The organism is Clostridium sp. UBA4395, assembly GCF_002390995.1.
GTDB lineage: Bacteria > Bacillota > Clostridia > Clostridiales > Clostridiaceae > Clostridium_J > Clostridium_J sulfidigenes.
Genome location: NZ_DGRF01000030.1, coordinates 1 through 22,609, shown reverse-complemented (window position 1 = coordinate 22,609; position 22,609 = coordinate 1). Strand labels below are relative to the sequence as shown.

Annotated in this window: 19 protein-coding genes, 9 tRNA genes, 1 other RNA gene and 1 other annotated feature; of the genes, 26 read left to right on the top strand and 3 right to left on the bottom strand. The window is 29.1% G+C overall.

Annotated features, from left to right (window positions below):
* Nucleotides 1–20 precede the first annotated feature (20 nt).
* The 14 genes from B2694_RS04330 to B2694_RS04265 all read left to right on the top strand — a co-directional run bounded on the left by B2694_RS04330 (nucleotide 21) and on the right by B2694_RS04265 (nucleotide 10,861).
* Nucleotides 21–97: transfer RNA gene (locus B2694_RS04330), tRNA-Ile, on the top strand.
* A gap of 5 nt (nucleotides 98–102) precedes the next feature.
* Nucleotides 103–178, top strand: a tRNA-Ala gene (locus B2694_RS04325).
* A gap of 132 nt (nucleotides 179–310) precedes the next feature.
* Nucleotides 311–814, top strand: coding sequence for an HDIG domain-containing metalloprotein (locus B2694_RS04320; RefSeq protein WP_346884719.1), 504 nt, complete (start codon nucleotides 311–313; stop codon nucleotides 812–814).
* A 118-nt stretch (nucleotides 815–932) separates the two neighbouring features.
* A complete protein-coding gene (locus B2694_RS04315; RefSeq protein WP_346884718.1) occupies nucleotides 933–1,451 on the top strand; it encodes a transcription repressor NadR in 519 nt (172 codons plus the stop codon).
* 17 nt (nucleotides 1,452–1,468) lie between these two features.
* Entirely contained in the window at nucleotides 1,469–4,195 is a 2,727-nt protein-coding gene (locus tag B2694_RS04310; RefSeq protein ID WP_346884717.1) for a UPF0182 family protein, read from the top strand.
* Between the two features lie 113 nt (nucleotides 4,196–4,308).
* Complete coding sequence (locus B2694_RS04305; RefSeq protein ID WP_346884716.1) at nucleotides 4,309–5,700, top strand: FAD-dependent oxidoreductase; 1,392 nt, start codon at nucleotides 4,309–4,311, stop codon at nucleotides 5,698–5,700.
* Nucleotides 5,701–5,711: 11 nt separating this feature from the next.
* Entirely contained in the window at nucleotides 5,712–5,945 is a 234-nt protein-coding gene (locus tag B2694_RS04300; RefSeq protein ID WP_035135636.1) for a DUF1667 domain-containing protein, read from the top strand.
* A gap of 61 nt (nucleotides 5,946–6,006) precedes the next feature.
* Nucleotides 6,007–6,209: a binding site (T-box leader), on the top strand.
* Nucleotides 6,210–6,274: 65 nt separating this feature from the next.
* On the top strand, nucleotides 6,275–7,555 hold the full coding sequence (serS, locus tag B2694_RS04295; RefSeq protein WP_346884715.1) for a serine--tRNA ligase: 1,281 nt from the start codon (nucleotides 6,275–6,277) through the stop codon (nucleotides 7,553–7,555).
* Between the two features lie 83 nt (nucleotides 7,556–7,638).
* Nucleotides 7,639–7,729 (top strand) — tRNA-Ser (locus B2694_RS04290).
* Between the two features lie 12 nt (nucleotides 7,730–7,741).
* A tRNA-Ser gene (locus B2694_RS04285) sits at nucleotides 7,742–7,832 on the top strand.
* A gap of 61 nt (nucleotides 7,833–7,893) precedes the next feature.
* A tRNA-Ser gene (locus tag B2694_RS04280) sits at nucleotides 7,894–7,984 on the top strand.
* 14 nt (nucleotides 7,985–7,998) lie between these two features.
* A tRNA-Ser gene (locus B2694_RS04275) sits at nucleotides 7,999–8,089 on the top strand.
* A gap of 136 nt (nucleotides 8,090–8,225) precedes the next feature.
* Nucleotides 8,226–8,300 (top strand) — tRNA-Arg (locus tag B2694_RS04270).
* A gap of 272 nt (nucleotides 8,301–8,572) precedes the next feature.
* A complete protein-coding gene (locus tag B2694_RS04265; RefSeq protein WP_346884714.1) occupies nucleotides 8,573–10,861 on the top strand; it encodes a methyl-accepting chemotaxis protein in 2,289 nt (762 codons plus the stop codon).
* Nucleotides 10,862–10,878: 17 nt separating this feature from the next.
* On the opposite strand, the gene B2694_RS04260 is transcribed toward B2694_RS04265, so the two are convergent.
* Nucleotides 10,879–11,766 carry a phosphatidylserine decarboxylase gene (locus B2694_RS04260; protein ID WP_346884713.1) on the bottom strand — a complete coding sequence of 296 codons (888 nt, stop codon included), beginning with the start codon at nucleotides 11,764–11,766 and terminating at the stop codon, nucleotides 10,879–10,881.
* A 127-nt stretch (nucleotides 11,767–11,893) separates the two neighbouring features.
* Nucleotides 11,894–13,282 (bottom strand): pyruvate carboxylase subunit B, encoded by a 1,389-nt coding sequence (locus B2694_RS04255; RefSeq protein WP_346884712.1) that lies wholly within the window; start codon nucleotides 13,280–13,282, stop codon nucleotides 11,894–11,896.
* 308 nt (nucleotides 13,283–13,590) lie between these two features.
* Here B2694_RS04255 and B2694_RS04250 point away from each other — a divergent pair.
* From B2694_RS04250 to lgt, 4 genes are all read left to right on the top strand, one after another.
* Nucleotides 13,591–13,667: transfer RNA gene (locus B2694_RS04250), tRNA-Arg, on the top strand.
* Nucleotides 13,668–13,726: 59 nt separating this feature from the next.
* Nucleotides 13,727–14,179, top strand: coding sequence for a tRNA adenosine(34) deaminase TadA (tadA, locus tag B2694_RS04245; protein WP_346884711.1), 453 nt, complete (start codon nucleotides 13,727–13,729; stop codon nucleotides 14,177–14,179).
* 2 nt (nucleotides 14,180–14,181) lie between these two features.
* The gene (locus B2694_RS04240; protein WP_035134638.1) at nucleotides 14,182–14,406 is read left to right on the top strand and encodes a (2Fe-2S)-binding protein; all 225 of its coding nucleotides are present in this window, start codon (nucleotides 14,182–14,184) and stop codon (nucleotides 14,404–14,406) included.
* Nucleotides 14,407–14,455: 49 nt separating this feature from the next.
* Nucleotides 14,456–15,232, top strand: coding sequence for a prolipoprotein diacylglyceryl transferase (lgt, locus tag B2694_RS04235; RefSeq protein WP_035134637.1), 777 nt, complete (start codon nucleotides 14,456–14,458; stop codon nucleotides 15,230–15,232).
* Nucleotides 15,233–15,317: 85 nt separating this feature from the next.
* On the opposite strand, the gene B2694_RS04230 is transcribed toward lgt, so the two are convergent.
* Nucleotides 15,318–16,016 (bottom strand): TIGR00266 family protein, encoded by a 699-nt coding sequence (locus tag B2694_RS04230; protein WP_346884710.1) that lies wholly within the window; start codon nucleotides 16,014–16,016, stop codon nucleotides 15,318–15,320.
* 170 nt (nucleotides 16,017–16,186) lie between these two features.
* Between B2694_RS04230 and B2694_RS04225 the strand changes: the two genes are divergently transcribed.
* The 8 genes from B2694_RS04225 (at nucleotide 16,187) to B2694_RS04190 (ending at nucleotide 22,236) form a co-directional block, all read left to right on the top strand.
* Nucleotides 16,187–16,276 (top strand) — tRNA-Ser (locus tag B2694_RS04225).
* Nucleotides 16,277–16,278: 2 nt separating this feature from the next.
* An RNA gene (gene ffs, locus B2694_RS04220) (signal recognition particle sRNA large type) lies at nucleotides 16,279–16,544 on the top strand.
* A 283-nt stretch (nucleotides 16,545–16,827) separates the two neighbouring features.
* Nucleotides 16,828–18,462: a DNA polymerase III subunit gamma/tau gene (gene dnaX / locus B2694_RS04215; protein ID WP_346884709.1), complete on the top strand. Its 1,635-nt coding sequence runs from the start codon at nucleotides 16,828–16,830 to the stop codon at nucleotides 18,460–18,462.
* A gap of 90 nt (nucleotides 18,463–18,552) precedes the next feature.
* Nucleotides 18,553–18,891, top strand: coding sequence for a YbaB/EbfC family nucleoid-associated protein (locus B2694_RS04210; protein WP_035134633.1), 339 nt, complete (start codon nucleotides 18,553–18,555; stop codon nucleotides 18,889–18,891).
* A 14-nt stretch (nucleotides 18,892–18,905) separates the two neighbouring features.
* Nucleotides 18,906–19,502 (top strand): recombination mediator RecR, encoded by a 597-nt coding sequence (gene recR, locus B2694_RS04205; RefSeq protein ID WP_150843613.1) that lies wholly within the window; start codon nucleotides 18,906–18,908, stop codon nucleotides 19,500–19,502.
* A gap of 219 nt (nucleotides 19,503–19,721) precedes the next feature.
* Nucleotides 19,722–20,003, top strand: coding sequence for a DUF2508 family protein (locus B2694_RS04200; protein WP_346849258.1), 282 nt, complete (start codon nucleotides 19,722–19,724; stop codon nucleotides 20,001–20,003).
* Nucleotides 20,004–20,109: 106 nt separating this feature from the next.
* Nucleotides 20,110–20,370: a pro-sigmaK processing inhibitor BofA family protein gene (locus B2694_RS04195; RefSeq protein WP_346849257.1), complete on the top strand. Its 261-nt coding sequence runs from the start codon at nucleotides 20,110–20,112 to the stop codon at nucleotides 20,368–20,370.
* Between the two features lie 171 nt (nucleotides 20,371–20,541).
* Nucleotides 20,542–22,236, top strand: a complete 1,695-nt coding sequence (locus tag B2694_RS04190; RefSeq protein WP_346884708.1) for a M3 family oligoendopeptidase — start codon at nucleotides 20,542–20,544, stop codon at nucleotides 22,234–22,236.
* Nucleotides 22,237–22,609 lie beyond the last annotated feature (373 nt).

The following is a 22,609-nucleotide window of genomic DNA, read 5'->3' as shown; positions in this document are numbered from 1 at the left end:
AGGTTGTTGCCAGGTCATTTGGATCTTTAGCTCAGTTGGTTAGAGCAACCGGCTCATAACCGGTAGGTCCGGGGTTCGAGTCCCTGAAGGTCCACCATATTTGGGGGTATAGCTCAGCTGGGAGAGCACCTGCCTTGCACGCAGGGGGTCAAGGGTTCGAATCCCTTTATCTCCACCAAAAGCAATCTAAATAGATTGCTTTTTTTTTATACTTATATTATTTAATTAACTATTATATTATTGTTTTAATTAAGTATATAATAATGTAAAGTAATTAAAAAAAAATCACTGCAAAGATGGTGTAATTAGTATGAATAGAGTTAAACAATTTATTAATTGTATATTTGCAAAAATAACTAAAAAAGATAGGGAGTTTATTAATAATTATTTAGATGAGAATGAAAAAAAATTACTGTATAAACTCCCTGTTTATGATTTGAAACATTCAGTTAATGTAGCTAGAGATATATATACAAATGAATCTGAAGAAGAAATTAAAAAGAATAATCTTAATCATAAAGAAATTGTAAAATCAGCGATATTACATGATGTTGGTAAAATTCATACTCCTCTAAATGTAATAGATAAATCTATTTTAGTCTTATTAAATAACATTACAAAAACAAAAATAAAAAAATATAGTGATAGAAATTCTAAGATATATATATTCTATAATCATGGAGAAGAAGGTTATAAAATTTTAAAAGGAAAAGGATATGATAAAGAATTTTTGAATATTATAAGAAATCATCATAATTATAAAATACAAAATAAATGGCTAGATATTTTACGAAAGTATGATGATAGAAATTAATACATATAATTAATATAAGTAAAGAAATATTTAATAATGAAAGAAAAAATACAATAATATACATGGGTATATGATATACTATTATTTAAATAATATATGTTTATACATGGAGGGGATTATGACAAGCGCAAAGAGAAGAGAAAAAATAAAGAATCTATTAATACAATCTCAAGAACCTGTAAAAGGTCAGATATTAGCAGAAATGTTTGAAGTTACTCGTCAAATTATAGTTAAGGATATAGCTATTATAAGAGCTGAGGGTGTAGATATAATATCTACACCAAAAGGATATATGGCTTTAAAAGAAAATATCAATAGCATAAAGAAAATTATAGCTGTTAATCATGGAAGGAAAGAAGTAAAAAATGAGCTTGAGACTATTGTTAAATATGGTGCAATTGTAGAAGATGTAATAGTTGAACATCCTCTTTATGGAGAAATAAGAGCTATGCTTATGCTTAAAAATATGATGGATATTGAAAATTTTTATAGTAATTTTAAGCAGTATGAAGCTGAACCTTTAAGCGCATTAACAAATGGAGTTCATCTTCATACAATAATATGTGAAAATGATAGAGTTTTATCAAATATAGTAGAGGAATTAAATAAAAAAGGATTTTTGATTAAAGAATTATAAAAAGGGGTGTGAATATTTTGAAGAAGAAAGCTATCGGGAGTATAGTTTCTATAATAATAATTATATTACTTTTCACTGTTGCTGGAATAAGTATAATAGTTGACTATCAATGGTTCAGTGAATTGGGATATATTTCTATTTATTTTACTAAGCTAGTATCTATAATGAAACTAATGGTTCCTACATTTTTAGTAATATTTATTGGAATAACACTATATTATAAAAGTTTAATACCTAATATTAGAAAGTTAAAAGAGATAGTAGAAATTGATAAAGTTAAAGAGAAAAAAAGGTTTAAAATCTTTTTAGGAATAAATTTTATTATATCTTTATTCTTTTCTTTTAGTTTTGCAAATATATATTGGTATAAAATATTAGAATTTACCAACTCTACAAAATTTGATATTAATGATCCTATATTTAATAAGGATATCTCATTTTTTACATTTAAGTTACCTTTAATACAATCTTTATATAGTAGTATAATTTCATTATTAGTTTTACTTGTAATAGCTACTTTTATAATTTATATTATTTTAAATGTTAAGGATAAAATTAATAATCACTTTGATAGATCAGATAAGGTTGTAAATTTTAAATCTATGACTAGTGGTATAACAAGTTTTGCAGGAAAACAACTTGCAGTGATCGCTGCATTACTTATGTTAGTTATATCTTTAGGATATATGATAAAAGGGTGGAACTTAGCATATTCTCCTAGGGGTATAGTTTTTGGAGCAAGTTATACAGATGTAAACGTATCTTTAAAATTCTATAAAGTGATTTCCATAGTTTCAATTATTTTTGCTGTATTAATATTTTTAAGTATATTGTTTAAAAAAGTTAAACCAATAATATTTTCAGTAATAGTAGTTTTTGTACTGATGATTGGGGAAAGTGTTGCAGCTGGAGTTGTTCAACAATTTATTGTTAATTCCAATGAAAAAACATTAGAAAAACCTTATATATCCAAGAATATAGAGTATACTAATATGGCTTATAACATTGATGAAATTGATGAAAATAATTTTGAGATAAAGAATGATTTAGATGCTACAGGTATAAAACAAAATAAAGATATAGTTGAAAATATTAAGGTTAATGCATATCGACCTGCTTTAGAATTTTATAATCAATTTCAATATATAAGATATTATTATAAGTTTAATGATATAGATATTGATAGATATAATATTAATGGAAACTATAATCAAGTATTTATAGCACCGAGAGAAATTGATTTTGAAAAGTTAGATGAAAATTCTATTACCTGGCAAAATAGACATTTATCATATACCCATGGATATGGGGTTGTTATGAGTAAGGTTAACTCGGTAACAAGTGAAGGACAACCTGATTTTATTATGAGCAATATACCTATTGAAAATGAAACGGATATTTCATTAGAAAATCCAAGGATATATTTTGGTGAGAACACTAATGATTATAGTATAGTAAATACAAAGCTTGGAGAAATTGATTATCCAATAGGTGGCGAAAATGCTACTAATAATTATGACGGTAATGCTGGTATATCCATGAGTTATCTAAACAGAATTATATTTGCTATTAAAGAACAAAATAGTAAATTTTTATTATCCCAAGATATAACTAGTGATAGTAAAATTCTACTTCATAGAAATATAGTAGAAAGAGTTAATAAAGTTGCACCTTTTTTAAGATATGATGAAGACCCATATGTAGTTATAAACAATGATAGGCTTTATTGGATTATAGATGCATATACTGTAAGCGACAAGTTCCCATTTTCACAACCTATGGGAGATATAAATTATATTAGAAATTCAGTTAAAGTTATAATTGATGCATATGATGGAACAACAAAGTTTTATATAACAGATAATACAGATCCTATAGTTGCAACCTATGCTAAGATATTTCCTAAGCTATTTACAGACTTAAGTACTTTACCAGATGAAATTAAAGCTCACTTTAAATATCCGCAAGATTTATTTGCAATTCAGAGTGAAATGTTGTCTAAGTACCATGTTTCAGATCCTGGAGTTTTCTACAATGGGGATGATATTTGGTCTATAGCTAGTGATGTAGCTACAATTGAAGGTGATGAAGTAAAATCCGAAGCTTCATATGTTACTACTAAATTAGCTGGAGAAGATAAAGAAGAGATGGTTATTTTAGAGTATTTCAATACAAAAGATAGAGATAATATGGTAGGTATGTTTGGTGTTAGAATGGATGGAGATAATTATGGAAAAATGTTTTTATATAAATTTCCAACGGGAGGAACAATATATAGTCCAATGTTATTTAAACAAAAAATAAACCAGGATCCAGAAATATCTAAACAATTATCACTTTGGGATACTAAGGGTTCTCAGGTTCAATTTGGAGAGGTTTTAATAATACCAATAGGAAACTCCTTGTTATATGTAGAACCTCTTTATTTGAGAGCTTCTGGTGAAAATAGCATACCTGAAATGAAAAATGTCATAGTTGGTTACGGAGATAAACTAATACTTGAAAAAGATATAGGAACTGCTATTACTAAGATGTTTAATCTAGAGGCTGAGGGAAATAACAATAACTCTAATAATGAAGGTATAGAAAATAATAAACAAGAAGGAAACTTAAATTCCGATTATTTAGGAAAATTAAAAGAAGCATATACAAATGCTATTGAATCTCAAAAAAATGGAGACTGGGCAAAGTATGGTGAGTATATAAATCAAATAGGAAAATTAATTGACGAATTATCAAAATAAATTTATATAAATAACATGACTAGCCGCTCTAGAGCTTTCGTAGTAAAATGGAAGATAGAGTGGCTAGAATAATTTATATAAAGTAGTAATAACATGCATAGGTGGAGGAAATTATGGATTATGATGTATTGATATTAGGGGGAGGAATTATAGGTTGTGCTATAGCTTATGAATTGTCAAAATATAACCTTAATATTGCAGTTATAGAAAAAGATTATGATATATGCAATGATACACCTTCTATAAACACAGCAACAATATATGATGGACTAGAATGTGAGGATGAATTATCATCTAAACTTATTAGAAAAGGCAATTTATTAATGGAGGAGTATGCATTAAGATTTAAAGTTCCATATAAGAGGTGTGGAACCTTATATATAGCAAGAAATGAAATTCAGGCTATAAGTATTGATAAAATGTATGAAAGAGCTAAAGCAAAAAAAATAGATGATGTAAAACTTCTTATAGGAAAAGAAATATTGGAGTATGAACCTAATATAGAAGGAAATATAATAAAATCAATATATATACCTAATACAGGTGTAATAAGCTCATATGATTTAGCTTTAGCTTATGGTGAAATTGCTTTTGATAATGGAGTTAACTTTAGATTACAAGAAGAGGTTGAATCTATAAATAGTATAAATAAAGGGTTCAAGATAAAAACAAGTAAAAATAAATTTACTTGTAAGATAGTTATTGATACAACCAAAGATAAAAATCTACAATTAGTTAATGAGAATAATAAAGAAGATGATAAAGGGAAATATATGAAATATGTGGTTATTGATAAGCCTTATGAAAAGTTATATTCTAACATAATTTTTGATGTAAGAGAAAATGAAAGAATATATATAAGACCTACAATTAACAATGAAACAATAGGGGCTTATAGTAACTATAAAAATGTTCACTATGATAAAGTTATTGAAAAGATAAAACCTCTTACTAAAGAAATTAGTGAAAATGATATAAAAGTAGTAAGAGATTGGCGCCTTTTTGATGAACCCATTATTATACAAGATGATATTATTAACAGTGGGTATATAAATATTAAGGTTAATCATTATGCTAAGGTTACAATAACTCCATATTTAGCTTTGAACATATCAAAAATAGTAGTTGAAAAGTTAAATTGTAAATTTAAAAAGGATTTTAATGATAAGAGAAGAGAATATTTTAGATTTAAAAATCTATCAAATGAAGAAAGAAATAAAATTATTAAATTAGACAGTAAGTATGGACGTATTATATGTCAGTGTGAAAGAGTTAGCGAAGGTGAGATTGTAGACTCTATTAGAAGACCTTTAGGAGCTAGAACAGTAACCGGGGTAAAGAGGAGAACAGGAGCGGGATTTGGAAGTTGTGATGGGTGTTACTGCAAGGATAAAATAATTGAAATTTTGGCAAGAGAAATGGATAAAAGAGTTACAGAAGTGGTTAATAATTCAAAGGATTCAACCATTTTATTATCAAGAATAAAAGAATTTGATGAAATGTGAGGTAATAAAAAGTGAAGGATAAGGATATATTAACAACTATAGTAAGAGTAAAAGGTTCTGCAGAGCGTAGGGTAGTTTCAGTAAAGAGTAGCGAACCTATAGATAAAAGTTTATGGCTTGAATGCTCTAAGTGTTTAAGTAGAATATATGTGGGACCACAGACATCAGAAGGAGATGTTATATGTAAGAATATACTTAATACAGGCGTAGATATAGTGTGTACTAAATATGCTTACAAAAATTAATATTAATATTGACAAAAAATATGTTAGGGAATAATATAGACATATATTTAATGAAATAAATTATAAACCATTGAAGAGAATAGTAGTACTAATCATATATGTAAGAGAGTCAGTGTTTGGTGTAAACTGATATATATATTATTACGAATCCGCCTCTGAGGGACTGTGATGAGCAGTACGGCATTAAGTTTGTCGTTAAATTTGTGAGTGGAATAATTAATTTTATTCAATTAGGGTGGTAACACGGAGTCTTTCGTCCCTTAGGTGGGGTGAAAGGCTTTTTATTTATATCAAAATATAATTATAAGAAAAGGGTAGGAGGAATAACAATGATAGACTTAAAGAAAATAAGAAATAATCCAGATGAAATTAAAGTAAAAATGGAAAATAGAGGAGAGAGTTTTGATTTATCGCTTATAGATGAAGTTGTAGAGCTTGACCAAAAGAGACGTAATATATTAATAGAAGTAGAAGAATTAAAAAATAAAAGAAATAAAACTTCTGCAGAAATTCCTAAGTTAAAAAAACAAGGTATAGATGTATCAGAAACTATGAAGGAAATGAAATTACTTTCAGATACAATAAAAAACTATGATGTGGACTTAAATGAAATAGATCAAAAAATAGAATATATAATGATGAGGATACCTAATATACCTCATGATTCAGTTCCAAATGGTAGTGATGATGAGGATAATGTTGAAATTAAAAAGTGGGGAGAGATAAGAAAGTTTGATTTTAATCCTAAAGAACACTGGACTATAGGTACAGAAAACAATTTGTTGGATTTTGAAAGAGCTGGAAAAATTACAGGGTCTAGATTTACTGTTTATAAGGGACTTGGAGCAAGATTAGAGAGAGCATTAATAAATTATTTTTTAGATACTCATACTGGTAGAAATGGATATGATGAAATACTTCCTCCATATATGGTAAATAGAAATAGTATGACTGGAACAGGTCAGTTACCTAAGTTTGAAGAAGATGCCTTTAAAGTTAGTGATACAGATTATTTTTTAATACCTACAGCAGAAGTACCTGTAACTAATATTTACAGAGATGAAATCCTTGAAGGAGATAAACTTCCGATAAAATATGCAGCATATAGTGCATGCTTTAGGTCAGAAGCTGGATCTGCTGGAAGAGATACTAGAGGATTAATTAGGCAGCACCAGTTTAATAAAGTAGAATTAGTTAAATTTACAAAAGAAGAAGAATCATATGATGAACTTAATAAATTAGTTCAAGATGCAGAAAGTGTGTTACAAGGATTAGGACTTCCATATAGGATTGTAAAAATATGCAGAGGAGATTTAGGGTTTACTGCTGCTTTAAAATATGATATTGAGGTTTGGATGCCAAGTTATAATAAGTATGTAGAAATATCAAGCTGTAGCAACTTTGAAGATTTCCAAGCAAGACGTGCTAATATAAAATATAAAGATGACCCAAAAGCTAAACCTAAATTTGTTCATACAGTAAATGGTTCAGGGGTTGCTATAGGAAGAGCTTTAGCTGCAGTTCTTGAGAATTATCAAAATGAAGATGGTAGTGTTACAGTACCAGAGGTATTAAGAACATATATGGGGTGTGAAAAGATAACTAGATAAAAAAATTACAATTTATATAAAAGTTTTTCAAAAAAATATTGACACAAGGGCTATTTCTTGATAGAATAACCCTTGTAGGAAATGGAGAGATGGTCGAGTTGGTTTAAGGCACCGGTCTTGAAAACCGGCGTACGTGTGAGCGTACCTAGGGTTCGAATCCCTATCTCTCCGCCATATTTTTAAATTGGAGAAATACTCAAGTGGCTGAAGAGGCGCCCCTGCTAAGGGCGTAGGTCGGGTAACCGTCGCGAGGGTTCAAATCCCTCTTTCTCCGCCATTTAAAAATAACCTATGAAAATTAAATATTTAAAATCGGAGTATGATTTTAATAATTCTACGGAGAGATGGTCGAGTTGGTTTAAGGCACCGGTCTTGAAAACCGGCGTACGTGTGAGCGTACCTAGGGTTCGAATCCCTATCTCTCCGCCATTTTTTTATTTTTTGGAGAAATACTCAAGTGGCTGAAGAGGCGCCCCTGCTAAGGGCGTAGGTCGGGCAACCGTCGCGAGGGTTCAAATCCCTCTTTCTCCGCCAAGATATATTTAAAAGTCGAATTCTTAAGAATTCGATTTTTTTTTTGGACTCAATAAGGTATAATAGAATTAAAAAATAATTATTGAAATCATGAGGATTCTATGTTATTATATAATAGTTATTTAAATAATCTTTTGGGGTGTTAGTTAAATGGATATAACATACGGCTACGGACCGTATATTGCGGGTTCGATTCCTACACACCCTGCCATATTTAGTCATTGCAGTTAATTTGCAATGGCTTTTTTATTTTTATATAAATATATAAGAGGGATATGATAAATTTCGACTTTAAATCTAGGAAAATCCATATATAATAATTATATAACGAGTTTATGTATGTAAATTATTATATAATTCAACTAATTTAATTATAGATAAATATATTTAATGTTAGTTACATAATATGTATAATGTGTATTTAGTATAGATTTTTACGCACGATAATTACTATATAAATTATTAATATATGGGGGTATATTTATGATTAAAAGAAAGTCTGATAAGACTTTAAAAAGAAGGAAACATAGTTTATTTAATTTAAAAAGTACATCTCAAAATATAAGCAAAAGTATTAAGAATGCATTTAGCAAAATTACAATTAGACATAAAAACTCCATTAGTAAAAAAATTAGAAATAGTAACAAAATAGATAAGGATAAAATTAATGATATAAGTAACAATATAAATAGTATAAAATCTACAGCTAAGGTTTATAAAGAAGGAAAATTACAGGTTGAAGGAACTAGTGTTAAAAGAAAAATATTAATTAGTATGATAGGTCTTACAATAGTATCAATGATAATAACTAGTACAATTATGTACATAAACTCTTCAAAGACGATTTCAAGTCAGAGTACAGAAAATATGGAGGGTATAACTACATCATCTATACAAACCATATCTGTTATGATGGATAAAGTTACTAATGAGGCTTTTGCTCTATCAAATTCTAAGGATAATCTTAATATCTTATTAAATTATGCTCAGAAAAAAAATAGTAAAGAAGATGTTAAAAATATAAATGAAGGCTTTAAGTCATATATATCTGATAATAAACATGTAGATAGAATATCATTAGTTAGCCCAGAAGGTGATATAGTAGCTGATAGTGAAGAATCCTTAGTTGGAGCTAATGAAGTTGATAATTCTTATCACAGTACTAGTTCTAGTGGGGGTAAGTGGATAAGTAATACAATTAAATCCGTTGCTGGTGATAAAGGAGTTTTAGTATTTACGTATCCTGTATTAGATGAAGATAACTATAGTAAATGTGTAGGATATATAGCATTACATGTTTATGCTGAGAGTTTTTCTACTTATATTGAAAATATAAAAATTGGACAGATAGAAAATAGTTATGCATATCTAATTGATGAAAAAGGAAATATAATATATCATCCAAACAAAGAAAAAATTGGGCAAACAATAGATATAACTGAAATAAAGGCTATAGTAGATAAGGCTATGAAGGGAAGCAATGTAGAAGTTGGATCAGTAGAATATAGGATAAATGGCAATAAAGTAATGTCATCTTTTGGATTAGTACCTAGGACAAATTGGACTATGGTTATAGATGCTAATAGTAATGAAATAAGAAAACCGGTAATAGCAATGGTTAAACAAATAGCATTAGTAGCATTAGCTATAGTTATTATAGGTTCTATTATAATAATGGTAATGGCAAATGTAATTATAAATCCTATAGTGACTGTTGCCGCTTTGGTTAATAAAACAGCTAAGTTAGATTTAACTAATGATAATTTAGCTATAATTAAGTCTAAGGATGAAATAGGTCTTATATATAGATCTATTATAAATATGAGGGAAGTGTTAAGGGAAGTTGTTGGAGATATTGCAGCAACTACTGAAGTATTAACTAATAACGCTAATATAGTAGAAGAATCTACAGAGTCATTAAAAATTAAAGCAGATGAAACATTATTTGAAACTGAAAGTGTATCATCTGGTATAGAAGAAACATCAGCAACTTCTCAAGAAATTGCTGCATCTTCTACTGAAATGATTAAGAGTGTACAGAATATAGCTAGTGAAGCATTAGAAGGATATGAAATAACTAAGGATATTCTTAAGAGAGCTCAGGGCATAAAAGTAAGTGCTATAGAATCTAAAGAAAAATCCAATGATATTTATAATAGTGTAAAAAGTGAGTTGGAAGTTGCTATAACAAGTTCTAAGGAAGTTAAGCAGATTGATAAGTTAGCTGATTCTATACTTAAGATAACTCAACAAACTAATTTATTAGCTTTAAATGCTGCAATAGAAGCTGCTCGTGCAGGAGAAGCAGGAAGAGGGTTCTCTGTAGTTGCAGATGAAGTTAGAAAGTTAGCTGAAGAGTCTGGTAAAACAGCAGCAGATATACAAAGAATAGTTAAAATAGTAAATAAATCTGTAGAGGAATTGGCTCTTAGTGCTGGGCGTATGAGCAATTTCATAGAACAACAAGTAATTAATGATTATGATAAAAATATAGAGCAAGGAGTTTTGTACGAAAAAGATGCAGATCAATTCAACAACTTTATGAATGAGTTTAGCAGTGAAGCTGCAGTACTAAATCAAGCTATAGAAGGAATTGTTACTGCCATAGATGAAGTATCAGTAACTGTTACAGAGGGAGCTATGGGAGTATCATCTATATCATCTAAAACTATGGATATAGTAGGAAATATTGAGAGTATAAAAAGTACTGCTATAGAAAATAAGGAAAATGCAGATAAATTAAATAATACTACACTTAAGTTTAGATTATAAAAAATAGGAGTAAGAATTTAAATTCTTACTCCTATTTTTTCTCCCATATATACAGAGGTTTCTACTCCTAAATTGCTTTGATAACATATATCTTCATCTAATTTTAATATATTTTCCTTTAGTATAATTATAACTGTTGAGCCACCAAACTTAAAATACCCTTTTTCATCTCCACGGTTAATTTTGGATGATGAGGAGTAGGTTTGAATAATAGAACCAACAAAGGTAGCACCTACTTCTATGTAGATAACATCATCAAAATTATCACTTTTTAGAATACTATACTCTCTTTTATTTTCTGAAAAAACCTTACTTATATTTTCAAGAGCTACGGGGTTAACTGAGTAATATTTACCCTTTATAAATGTGGATTTAGAACAAGTTCCGGAATCAACAAAGTGAAATCTGTGATAATCAGTTGGGCATAATCTAAATATTAAACAAGTACCATTAGAATAATTCTTACTTAATTCTTCATTTTGCAATAACTCATTAAGGGTATATTTAAATCCTTTAACTGTAAAGCTAGAATTCTCATCAATTTTTTCTATAGCTAATAGCTTACCATCGCAGGGAGAGATAAATGATTCATCATCTTTACAGATATTACGACTGTGTTTTGAAAGTTTTCTATAAAAAAAGTCATTAAAGGAGCTATATTCATCTATATTTTTTTCATATTCATCTATATTTATGTTGAATCTATCTATAAAGGGGTGTATATATTTTTTACTAAACTTACTATCGCAGCCCATTCCATAGAGCTTACTTAAGAATTTTCCACTTGCAATTTTGGGTATAAAAGTTTTAGCAACTGGGTTACTGTACATAAAATTAAGTATATCTCCACCAGCTACATTTTCTTCACAATAGGTCTTATTTTTTCTATCATAGTATTTTATCATAATATCAACTCCAGATTTATCTTAAATTTAACATAATGATATTATAACAGAAAATATATTAGGTATATAAAGATATCTCCAATTAAGATATAATAATGTATCTTAATTGGAGATATTTAAATAAGTTTTATATTACTTCACTATTAGTTAGTTTCCTCATATCATCATTAGATGGCTTTTCACTTCTCTTTTTAAAGAACTCTTCGGCTATTTGTGGGAAGGCTAAGTAAGAAAGAATATCTTCTTCACTAGTTGTTATATTTTTCAGTTCTTCTTTTGTCTTTTGGAATGCTGGTTCTAAAGTATCAGCATATCTTCCTTCAATAGGAGTATCATTTCCAAGAGCTTTTTTAAGAACTGCTTCATTTATTTCCCCAGGAGCCTTACCATATTCTCCTCTACAATAAGCTTTAACCTCTTTAAGAACCATTTTATATCTTTCACCAGTTAATATATTAACTGTAGCTTGAGTTCCAACCATTTGACTCATTGGAGTAACAAGTGGAGGGAATCCTAAGTCTTCTCTTACTTTAGGAACTTCTGCAAGAACTGCATCAAGCTTATCAATAGAATTTTGAGCTTTAAGTTGAGAAATCATATTAGATAACATTCCTCCAGGTATTTGGTTTGTAAGTCCTTCAGGCTGAGGAGTTAATACCTTTGGATCTAGTAATCCATCTTCTAAAACTTTTGATCTAACTGGTTTAAAGAAATTATTAATTTGAGTTAAGGTACCTATATTAAGACCTGTTTCAAATCCAGCAGTTTCTAGTGCATGATGCATAGATTCTGTTGGAGGTTGAGCTGTACCACTAGAGAATGAAGAAATTGAACAGTCAATTCCATCTACACCAGCTTCTGCAGCTTTAAAGTAAGCCATTTCAGCAATACCATTTGTGCTGTGAGAGTGTAAAAATACTGGAATTTTAACAGTTTCCTTTATACTCTTAACTATGTCATATGCTATAGAAGGCATTATAAGGCCAGCCATGTCCTTTATACAAATAGAGTTTGCCCCCATATTTTCAAGTTGTTTTGCCAGTTTAGTATAGTTTTTAACATCATGAATTGGACTTACAGTATAAACTATAGTTCCTTGTGCATGAGCACCTTGCTTTATAGTTTCATTCATAGCAACTTCTATATTAGCAAAGTCATTTAATGCATCAAATATTCTTATTATATCCATACCGTGATAAACAGACATTTTAATAAATTCTCTAACTACGTCATCTGGATAGTGTTTATATCCTAAAATATTTTGTCCTCGCAATAACATTTGAAGAGGGGTTTTAGTAACTATTTTCTTTATGTTCTTTAATCTCTCCCATGGATCCTCATTTAAATATCTTAAGCAAGAGTCAAAGGTTGCTCCACCCCAACACTCTAATGAATAATATCCTGCATCATCTAAATCTTTAAGAATAGGTGCAAAATCTTCAAAAGGAAGTCTTGTTGCAATAAGAGATTGGTTTGCATCTCTTAGAACTGTTTCGGTTATGTTAATCTTCTTCATTATAAAATCACCTCTGAATTTTTTGTTGCAAAATCACAATATATTAGTATTTTAACATAGATTCAAATAAAAATCTGCAATAAATCATTTATTTTTCTGACAAATATATAAAGTTAAAAGATTTTTTATATTATGTGCATATAATCATGAAAATAATAAATTCTATAGATATATTATTTTTAAATAGTTTATAATAGTTTATATAGGTTGATTAATTAACATTAAGAGAATAGGTTCATAGTAAAAATATAGATATTAATCTATTGACGAAGAATAAATATATTATTATAATAAAGATTAGGTAATATGCGCCCGTAGCTCAGCAGGATAGAGCATCCCCCTCCTAAGGGGAAGGCCGGAGGTTCGACTCCTCTCGTGCGCACCAAAACTTAGTAAGGCTTGCTTTACTAAGTTTTTTTTATATATAATAAAGAGGAGTAAGTTATGGATAATTATTTTTTACAACAAGCAATTATTGAAGCTAAAATTGCAAAGAGTAAAAATGAAGTTCCGGTGGGAGCAATAATAGTAAAAAACAATAAAATAATAGCTACAGGTCATAATATAAAGGAAAATACCAATGATCCTACTAACCATGCAGAAATTATTGCAATAAAAAAAGCATCAGAAGCTATAGGAGATTGGAGACTTAATGAATGTGATATGTATGTTACATTAGAACCATGTCCTATGTGTGCTGGTGCTATTGTTCAAAGCAGAATAAAAAGGTTATATATTGGAACTTTTGACCCCAGAGCTGGAGGATGTGGCTCAGTATTTAATATTACTCAAAGTGGAAATTTAAATCATTGGGTTAATATTAAGTGGCTCTATAATGAAGAATGTAGCAATTTACTACAAGAGTTTTTCAAAGAAAAGAGAAAGGAGAAACGGTAAAGATGGAAGAACAAGCAAAACAGGAGGCATTAAGACAGGCAGTACTAGATAAACATACTAAAGTTTGTATCTGTAAAGTAGTATCTAGAGCAGCTATAAAGAAGGCAATAGCTGATGGAGCTAAATCTTTTGAAGACGTAAAAAAGGCAACAGGGGCTGGAACAGGAAGTTGTAAGGGAACGAGATGTAAACATACTATAGAAGAATTACTAAAAGAATACAAATAATTAATTATATAGATTATAATAATATAAAAAGGATTAAGGAGGGGAATAGATGAATCCAGTAGCCATAAGTATATTTGGATTAGATGTTATGTGGTACGGAATTGTAATATGCTCAGGTACCATGTTAGCGCTTTTATTAAGTCAATATACCTGTAAATTAAAAGGGATAAATTATGATGATGTATTAACTATATTCTTAATTGCATTTCCAATTTCCATAATTGGTGCAAGACTTTATTATGTATTATTCGAGTTTGGATATTATAAGGATAATTTGATGGATATATTTAATATTAGACAAGGTGGCCTTGCTATTCATGGAGGACTAATTGCAGCAGTAATAGTTGTGTATATATGTACAAAGAGAAAAAGTATAAAGCTTTCATCCGCACTAGATATGACAGCACCATGTATTATATTAGCCCAAGCCATTGGAAGATGGGGGAATTTCTTTAATCAAGAGGCACATGGTGGACCTGTAACAGAAGCTTTTATAAGTAAGTTTCCGGAGTTCATACAAAGTGGTATGAATATAAATGGAACTTACTATCATCCTACATTCTTATATGAATCAATTTGGAATTTAGTAGTATTCTTTATACTATTCTATATGTTACACAAGGTTAAAAAGAATGGAGTTGTATTTTTAACTTATATAGGGCTATATTCTATAGGAAGATTTTTTATAGAAGGACTTAGAACAGACAGCTTAATGATGTTTGGGCTTAGAACAGCTCAAATTGTAAGTATTATAGGAGTACTTATATGGATTGTAGGGCTTATAATAATATACAGAAAGAAGAATAGTACAATTACACATATTTAAAAAATTGAACCTTTTAGATAATAAAATATTTTTTGTAAATATTGATTATCTAAAAGGTTATTTTTATTTGGCACTATAAAGATATTTAATCTCTTAAATTAGTACTACCAGTATTAAGATAAAAAGACAATTTACCTGCTAAATTTTGAAGAGGCATAGTTTGAAGGTATACTTTTCCAGGACCTGTTAGTGTTGTTAAAAATAAGCCTTCACCACCAAAGAATATGTTTTTTAGTCCCTTAACCATTTCAATATCAAAATTTACACTTGGTTCAAAAGCAGCTACATGGCCGGTATCTACTTTTATTCTTTCTCCAGGATTTAAGTTAAGCTCTTCAACATGACCATCAAATTCTAAAAGAACTGTTCCAGGACCGGTTATTCTTTGAAGGATAAAACCTTCGCCACCAAATAAGCCGCTAGAGAATCTTTTTTTAAAATGAATATTAAGACTTACAGAATCTTCAGCTGCCATGAAAGCACCCTTTTGACAAATTATAGATTCGTTAGGTTGAAGCTCTTTAGCCATTATTCTACCTGGCACAGAACAGGGGAATGCTATTTTCCCTACATTTCCTGAGCAAGTAAAGGTATTTAAAAATAAGCTTTCTCCTGATAGAGATCTTCCTATACTTTTAAATAGGCCACCTTTCATGTTAGAGTCCATAATTATATTGTCACTCATCCAACCCATAGCTCCTGATTCAGAGACAATTTTATCTCCACTATTTAGGTAACAGATAGCTACTGGCATGGACCCACCTTTAATTTCATAATTAATCATAAACAACTACCTCCATTCATATTATTTTATGATAAGTATATATATATTATTAATTTAAATTGAAAACTTTGTTAATCCTAATGAAATTATACTACAATTGGAATATATTTTTAAATAAGTTTTACTTGAAAGTAATGATTTTAAATAGTATAATAATGAATACACGATATGGAGAGATGTCCGAGTGGTCGAAGGAGCACGCCTGGAAAGCGTGTATAGGGGCAACTCTATCAGGGGTTCGAATCCCCTTCTCTCCGCCATGTCGTACTAGATGGGGAGTTAGCGGTGCCCTGTAACCTGCAATCCGCTACAGCAGGATTGAATTCCTTGCTGAGGTATCAATTTGTATGGTCTGGCCTATATAAGTGGCGTTGATAACTGGGTCCCACGCAATGGAAACTCATGAACCTCGTCAGGTCTGGAAGGAAGCAGCGATAAGTGAGACCTTCCATGTGCCGTGGATTAACCTGGTTTGAGTTAACTGTATAGGTAACGCATATAAACTGATTATCGAAGCAAGGTGTACGACTTTATTTTTTTATTTAAGATGTTAAAGACATCTTTTTTTTTATCCTTTTTTAAATAATTAATTTGAAATATAAATTAAATGAGTTAGTTTATATTGAAATATTTTAGAAAAACTAGATATATATAATTGATTACTTAATATAAGTTAGTAAAGAATATAGAATATAACTATGAGAAGTATTATAATAGATAAGATAAGAATTATTTTTGAGTAGAATAAATAATTAAGAAGTATTGTAGATATATATTTATTTAGAAATTTTAATGTAAGGAGTGAGGATACATGGGATATAAAGCACTTTATAGAGAGTGGAGACCTAAATTATTTAGCGACGTAGTTGGACAGCAGCATATAACTACAACGCTTAAAAATGCCATAAAAAGCGATAGGATAGCTCATGCATACTTACTATGCGGAACTAGAGGAACGGGTAAAACTTCAACAGCAAAGATACTTGCAAAGGCAATAAATTGTTTAAACCCTATAGAAGGTGAACCATGTAATGAATGTGAGATGTGTAAAAGTATAAACCAAGGCACAGCTATAGATGTAACAGAGCTAGATGCAGCATCTCACAATAGTGTTGATAATATAAGGGATATTATAGATGATGTTCAATATCCACCACAAGAAGCTAAGTATAAGGTGTTTATCATAGATGAGGTTCATATGCTATCTATTGGTGCAGTTAATGCATTTCTTAAGACATTAGAAGAACCACCAAGTAGAGTAATTTTTATATTAGCAACTACTGATCCTCAAAAGCTTCCTATAACAATATTATCAAGATGTCAACGGTTTGATTTTAAGAGAATAAGTAGTGAAAATATATTTTTAAGGTTAAAACAAATAACCGATTCATTATCAGTAAACATTGAAGAAGGTAGCTTAAGGTTATTATCTAGAATGTGTGATGGAGCAATGAGAGATGCTTTATCCATATTAGATCAAGCTATATCAATAAACAATATAGTTAGATATGAGGATTTAGTAGATATGTTAGGAATAACTACTAATGACAGCATGGTGACTATAGTAGATAATGTTATAAATCGAGATACAGAGGGATGCATAAGAGTAGTAAATAAATTAATATTGGATGGAAAAGATATTAACTTACTAATTAGAGATTTGATTACTCATATGAGAAATCTATTAATGATAAATGTAAGTAATAATTTAGAAGATGTATTGGATATGTCTATTGAAAACATAGAAAGTATAAAAAATCAAAGCACTAGAATTAGAGTAGAGGAAATCATGAGGTGTATAAGTATACTTCAAGAAGCCGAAGATAGCTCTAAGGGTACAAAGCAGGCTAGAATATATTTAGAACTAGCAATAATAAAAATGTGTAAGATAAAATATGATACATCCATGGAAACTATATTAGCTAGACTTAATAGATTAGAGGATAAAATTGCATCAGGGAATATTACAGTACAAAGTGCAATAAAAGAAGTAAAGGAAATAAGACCAGAAATAAATCCAAGTATAACTAAAGTTGAAACAAGCAAACCAGTAGAGCTTAATAATGAAAATATAGAATTACCAATTGCAGCAGGAGAAAGTAAGCTAAATGTTGAAATTATTAGAAAGTCTTTTAAAGATATTCAAAATATCCTTAAGCAAAAAAATAATATGGTAATAGCTACAGCGTTAATGATGGGAAAAGTTGAGAAATTCAAGAATGGAGTTATTACCGTCGGCTTTACAAAGGAATATAATTTTCATAAACAAAGACTTGAAAGAGAAGAATATAGAAAGATTATAAATGATATATTCTCAGAGGTATTAGATGAGAAGGTTCATGTTACTTATGAAATAGAAAATGATAATATAAATAGGGAAGTTAATAAAGAAAAAATACTATCAGATATATTTCCCGAGGCATTAGTGGAAATATGTGATGAATAAAATTTAAAGGTTTTAATAAATTGGTGGTTACATTATAATATAATATTATATACTAGTTATAATGAAATATAATTTTTAGGAGGTATTACAATGGCAAAAGGCGGATTTCCAGGAATGGGTGGAAATATGAATAACTTAATGAAGCAAGCACAAAAACTACAAAAACAAATGGAGGAAGCTCAGAAAGATTTAGAAAATAAAGAGTTTGAAGCATCTGTTGGTGGTGGAGCTGTAACAGTAAGAGTATCTGGTAAAAAAGAATTAAAAGATATAATAATTAAACCAGAAGTAGTTGACCCAGATGATGTAGAAATGTTACAAGATTTAGTTTTAACAGCTGTAAATGAAGCTTTGAAGAAAGCAGAAGAAGAAACTAATTCATCTATGGGAAAACTAACTGGTGGACTTAATATACCAGGAATGTTTTAATAGAGGTGACTAATTTGGATTTTTATCCTATAGCTATAGAAAAACTAATTGAGGAATTTGGAAAGCTACCGGGGATAGGAAGTAAAACTGCTCAAAGACTTACATTGCATGTTTTAAATCTTCCTAAAGATGAGGTTGAAGAATTTGCTAATGCATTAGTGAAGGCAAGAGGTACAATAAAGTATTGTTCAATATGTGGAAATTTTACTGATAGTGATCCATGTGCTATATGCTCAAATCCTAATAGAGATAAAAGTACAATATGTGTAATTGAGCAACCTAAAGATATAATGACCATTGAAAAAGTCAGAGAATTTAATGGGGTATATCATGTACTTCATGGCACAATATCTCCAATGCAAGGTAGAGGACCAGATGACATAAAGTTAAAAGAATTGATAACTAGGGTAAATAATGATTTAAAGGAAATCATCGTTGCAACAAATCCTAACATAGAAGGTGAAGCAACTGCCATGTATATATCAAAAATATTAAAACCTTTTGGAGTTAAAGTTACAAGAATAGCTCATGGAATTCCAGTAGGTGGAGATTTAGAATATGCAGATGAAGTTACTTTATCTAAAGCCCTAGAAGGTAGAAAAGAAATATAATTATTTATACAGGAGACTTGTGAGAATAACTGATATATTTTCACAAGTCTTTTTTATCCGATGACTACCAGCTCTAATACTTCATCCTCTTCAAAATGGGAGTAAAACATCCTCTGAAGCAAATAACTCTGTTTATATAACATACAATTCAAATAACAAGTATATCTCATCCATTATATGTCAAAAATATATTTAAGTATATATAATGGAGGTATTATTATGAACAGAGATAAAATAATAGAGACTATACTAGCTAAGAATATTTATACACCTGAGCAGCGTGAAATAATCAAAGGAATACAGGACTCAATAGCGGAAATCGAAGTTGCTAGAAGTTGCTTCGATAATGTTAGTGATAAAAGTTTAATAGATATATCTATATATAAAGAAGATGAAGCTAAAGCTAAATATGTATATTTTCTAAACCAAGCAAAGAAAAGTGGAATAACAGTGAGTGTTGATTGTATGATAGAAGAATTAAATTATTGCAATAAGTGGTAATATAAAGTAAAATAACTAATAAATTTATTAATAGATAAAATTATTTAGAAATTAAGCATAAGATTTTATTTTAATGATTACTAAAATAATTTTAATTATAAGGGGGATGAAAATGCCAAACATTATATTTTTTATAATAGCTATAGTTGCAATATTTATAATTGGTAAAATATTTGCATGGCCACTAAAGGTTTTATTAAACTTAATTGTTAACGGAATAGCTGGGGGTATATTATTGTGGTTAATAAATTTAGTAGGTGGAAACTTTGGACTAGTAATACCTATTAATGCAATAACAGCACTTATAGCTGGAATACTTGGTATACCAGGGGTGTTATTCTTAATAATATTGAATTATCTTAGATAGGGAAAAGGGAGTGTGGTAAAATAACTTTTTAATAAGTTAGTAGCTACGCTCCTTTTTTAAACTGATGGATATAATAGAGGGAATTAATATGTAAATTTAAAAAAAACAAAAAATGTATTTACAGAATATTTTTAAAATGGTAGAATTTATTTATCAAAGGGGGGTGTATGTATGGGATTTAATGAATTTAAATATGAAAGACCAAATTATGAAAAAATAAAAGAAAAATTAATGGGTCTAATATATAAAACAAATGAGAGTAACAACATAATCGAAGTTAAAGAGCTTATTAATGAAATTAATGAAATTAGAAATGAAATAGTTACTTTAGGTACTATAGCTAACATAAGATATAGTATAAATACTGAGGATGAGTTTTATAGTAAAGAAAGAGAATATTGGGATGAATATGATCCTCTATATAACGAAATAAACTCAGAATTTTATAAAGTTATTGTAAATAGTAAATTCAGATTAGAATTAGAAAAAGAATTTGGAAAACAATTCTTTAGTATAGCAGAATATAATATAAAGTCATTTTCTAAAGAAGTAATAAAGGATTTACAATTAGAAAATAAACTATCATCAGAATATAGTAAACTTATAGCTTCAGCTAAAATTATGTTTGAAGGTGAAGAAAGAAACTTATCAGGATTAACTCCATTTATATTGTCAGAAGATAGAGATATGAGAAGACGTGCTAGTGAAGCTAAGTATAAGTTCTTTACAGATAATGAAGTAGAAATAGATAGATTATATGATGAGATGGTTAAGATTAGAACTACCATAGCACATAAGCTTGGATTTAAAAACTTTGTAGAACTTGGATATGTGAGAATGTTAAGAACTGACTACAATTCAGAAATGGTAAGTAAATTTAGAGATCAAGTAAAAGATTATATAGTACCGATAGCAAATAAACTATATAAAAGACAAGTAGAAAGGTTAGAGTTAGATCAACTTAAATATTATGATGAAAAGTTTGAATTTTTAACTGGAAATGCTAAACCTAAAGGAAATCCGGAATGGATAGTTAATAATGGTAAAAACATGTATTCTGAACTTTCAGCTGAAACTAAAGAATTTTTTGATTTCATGATAGAAAATGACTTAATGGATTTAGTTACTAAAAAGGGCAAGCAAGGTGGCGGATACTGTACTTATATACCAAACTATCAATCACCGTTTATATTTTCAAATTTTAATGGTACTTCAGGAGATGTAGATGTATTAACTCATGAAGCTGGTCATGCATTCCAATGTTATAGAAGTAGATGGATCTCTATTCCGGAATGTAACTTCCCAACTTATGAGAGTTGTGAGATTCACTCAATGAGCATGGAATTTTTCACTTGGCCATGGATGAAACTTTTCTTTGAAGATGAAGAAGCTAAATATAAATACTCTCATTTAGGAGATGCTATTAAATTTATTCCTTATGGTGTAACAGTAGATGAATTCCAGCACTTTGTATATGAGAATCCAGATGCTACGCCAGATGAAAGGAAAAAGGCATGGAGAAATATTGAGAAAAAATATCTACCTCATAAAAATTATGAAGAATGTGATTTCTTAGAAAGAGGTGGATGGTGGTTCCAACAGGCACACATATTTAATAGTCCATTTTATTATATAGATTATACACTAGCTCAAATATGTGCTCTTCAATTTTGGAAAAAAGATCAAGATAATCATGAACAAGCATGGGAAGATTATTTAAGATTATGTAATGTTGGAGGTACAATGTCATTTGTAAATCTAGTTAAACATGCTAATTTAATTTCACCATTTGAAGAAGGATGCGTAAGCTCAGTAACTGGTGAGATAGATAAATACTTAGGAAGTATAGATGATAAAAATCTTTAATAGTAAGTTAAATGATGTAGTGATGAACACAATCACTACATCATTTTTTTATGATAATGTATTTGATAGATAGGTATATTTCTAAAAAAGAAAATTACAGTAGTCAATATATAGCAAGGTTTTATAGAAGAAAATATATAAATATTTATATGGGTTACCTTTTATATAGCTAATTATTTAGCTATTTAGCTATTTAACTAGTTAACTAGTTAAATAGTTGTTTTATTCATGCAGGTTTCAAGGGATTAGTATTTTGATAATAAGACTAAATACATTATAAATAGGTAGCAGTAATAATGATATTGTTGTGTGCTTACCTATAATAAAAATATAAATTGATATACTATATTTTAAATAAATAGTAAAAATAATA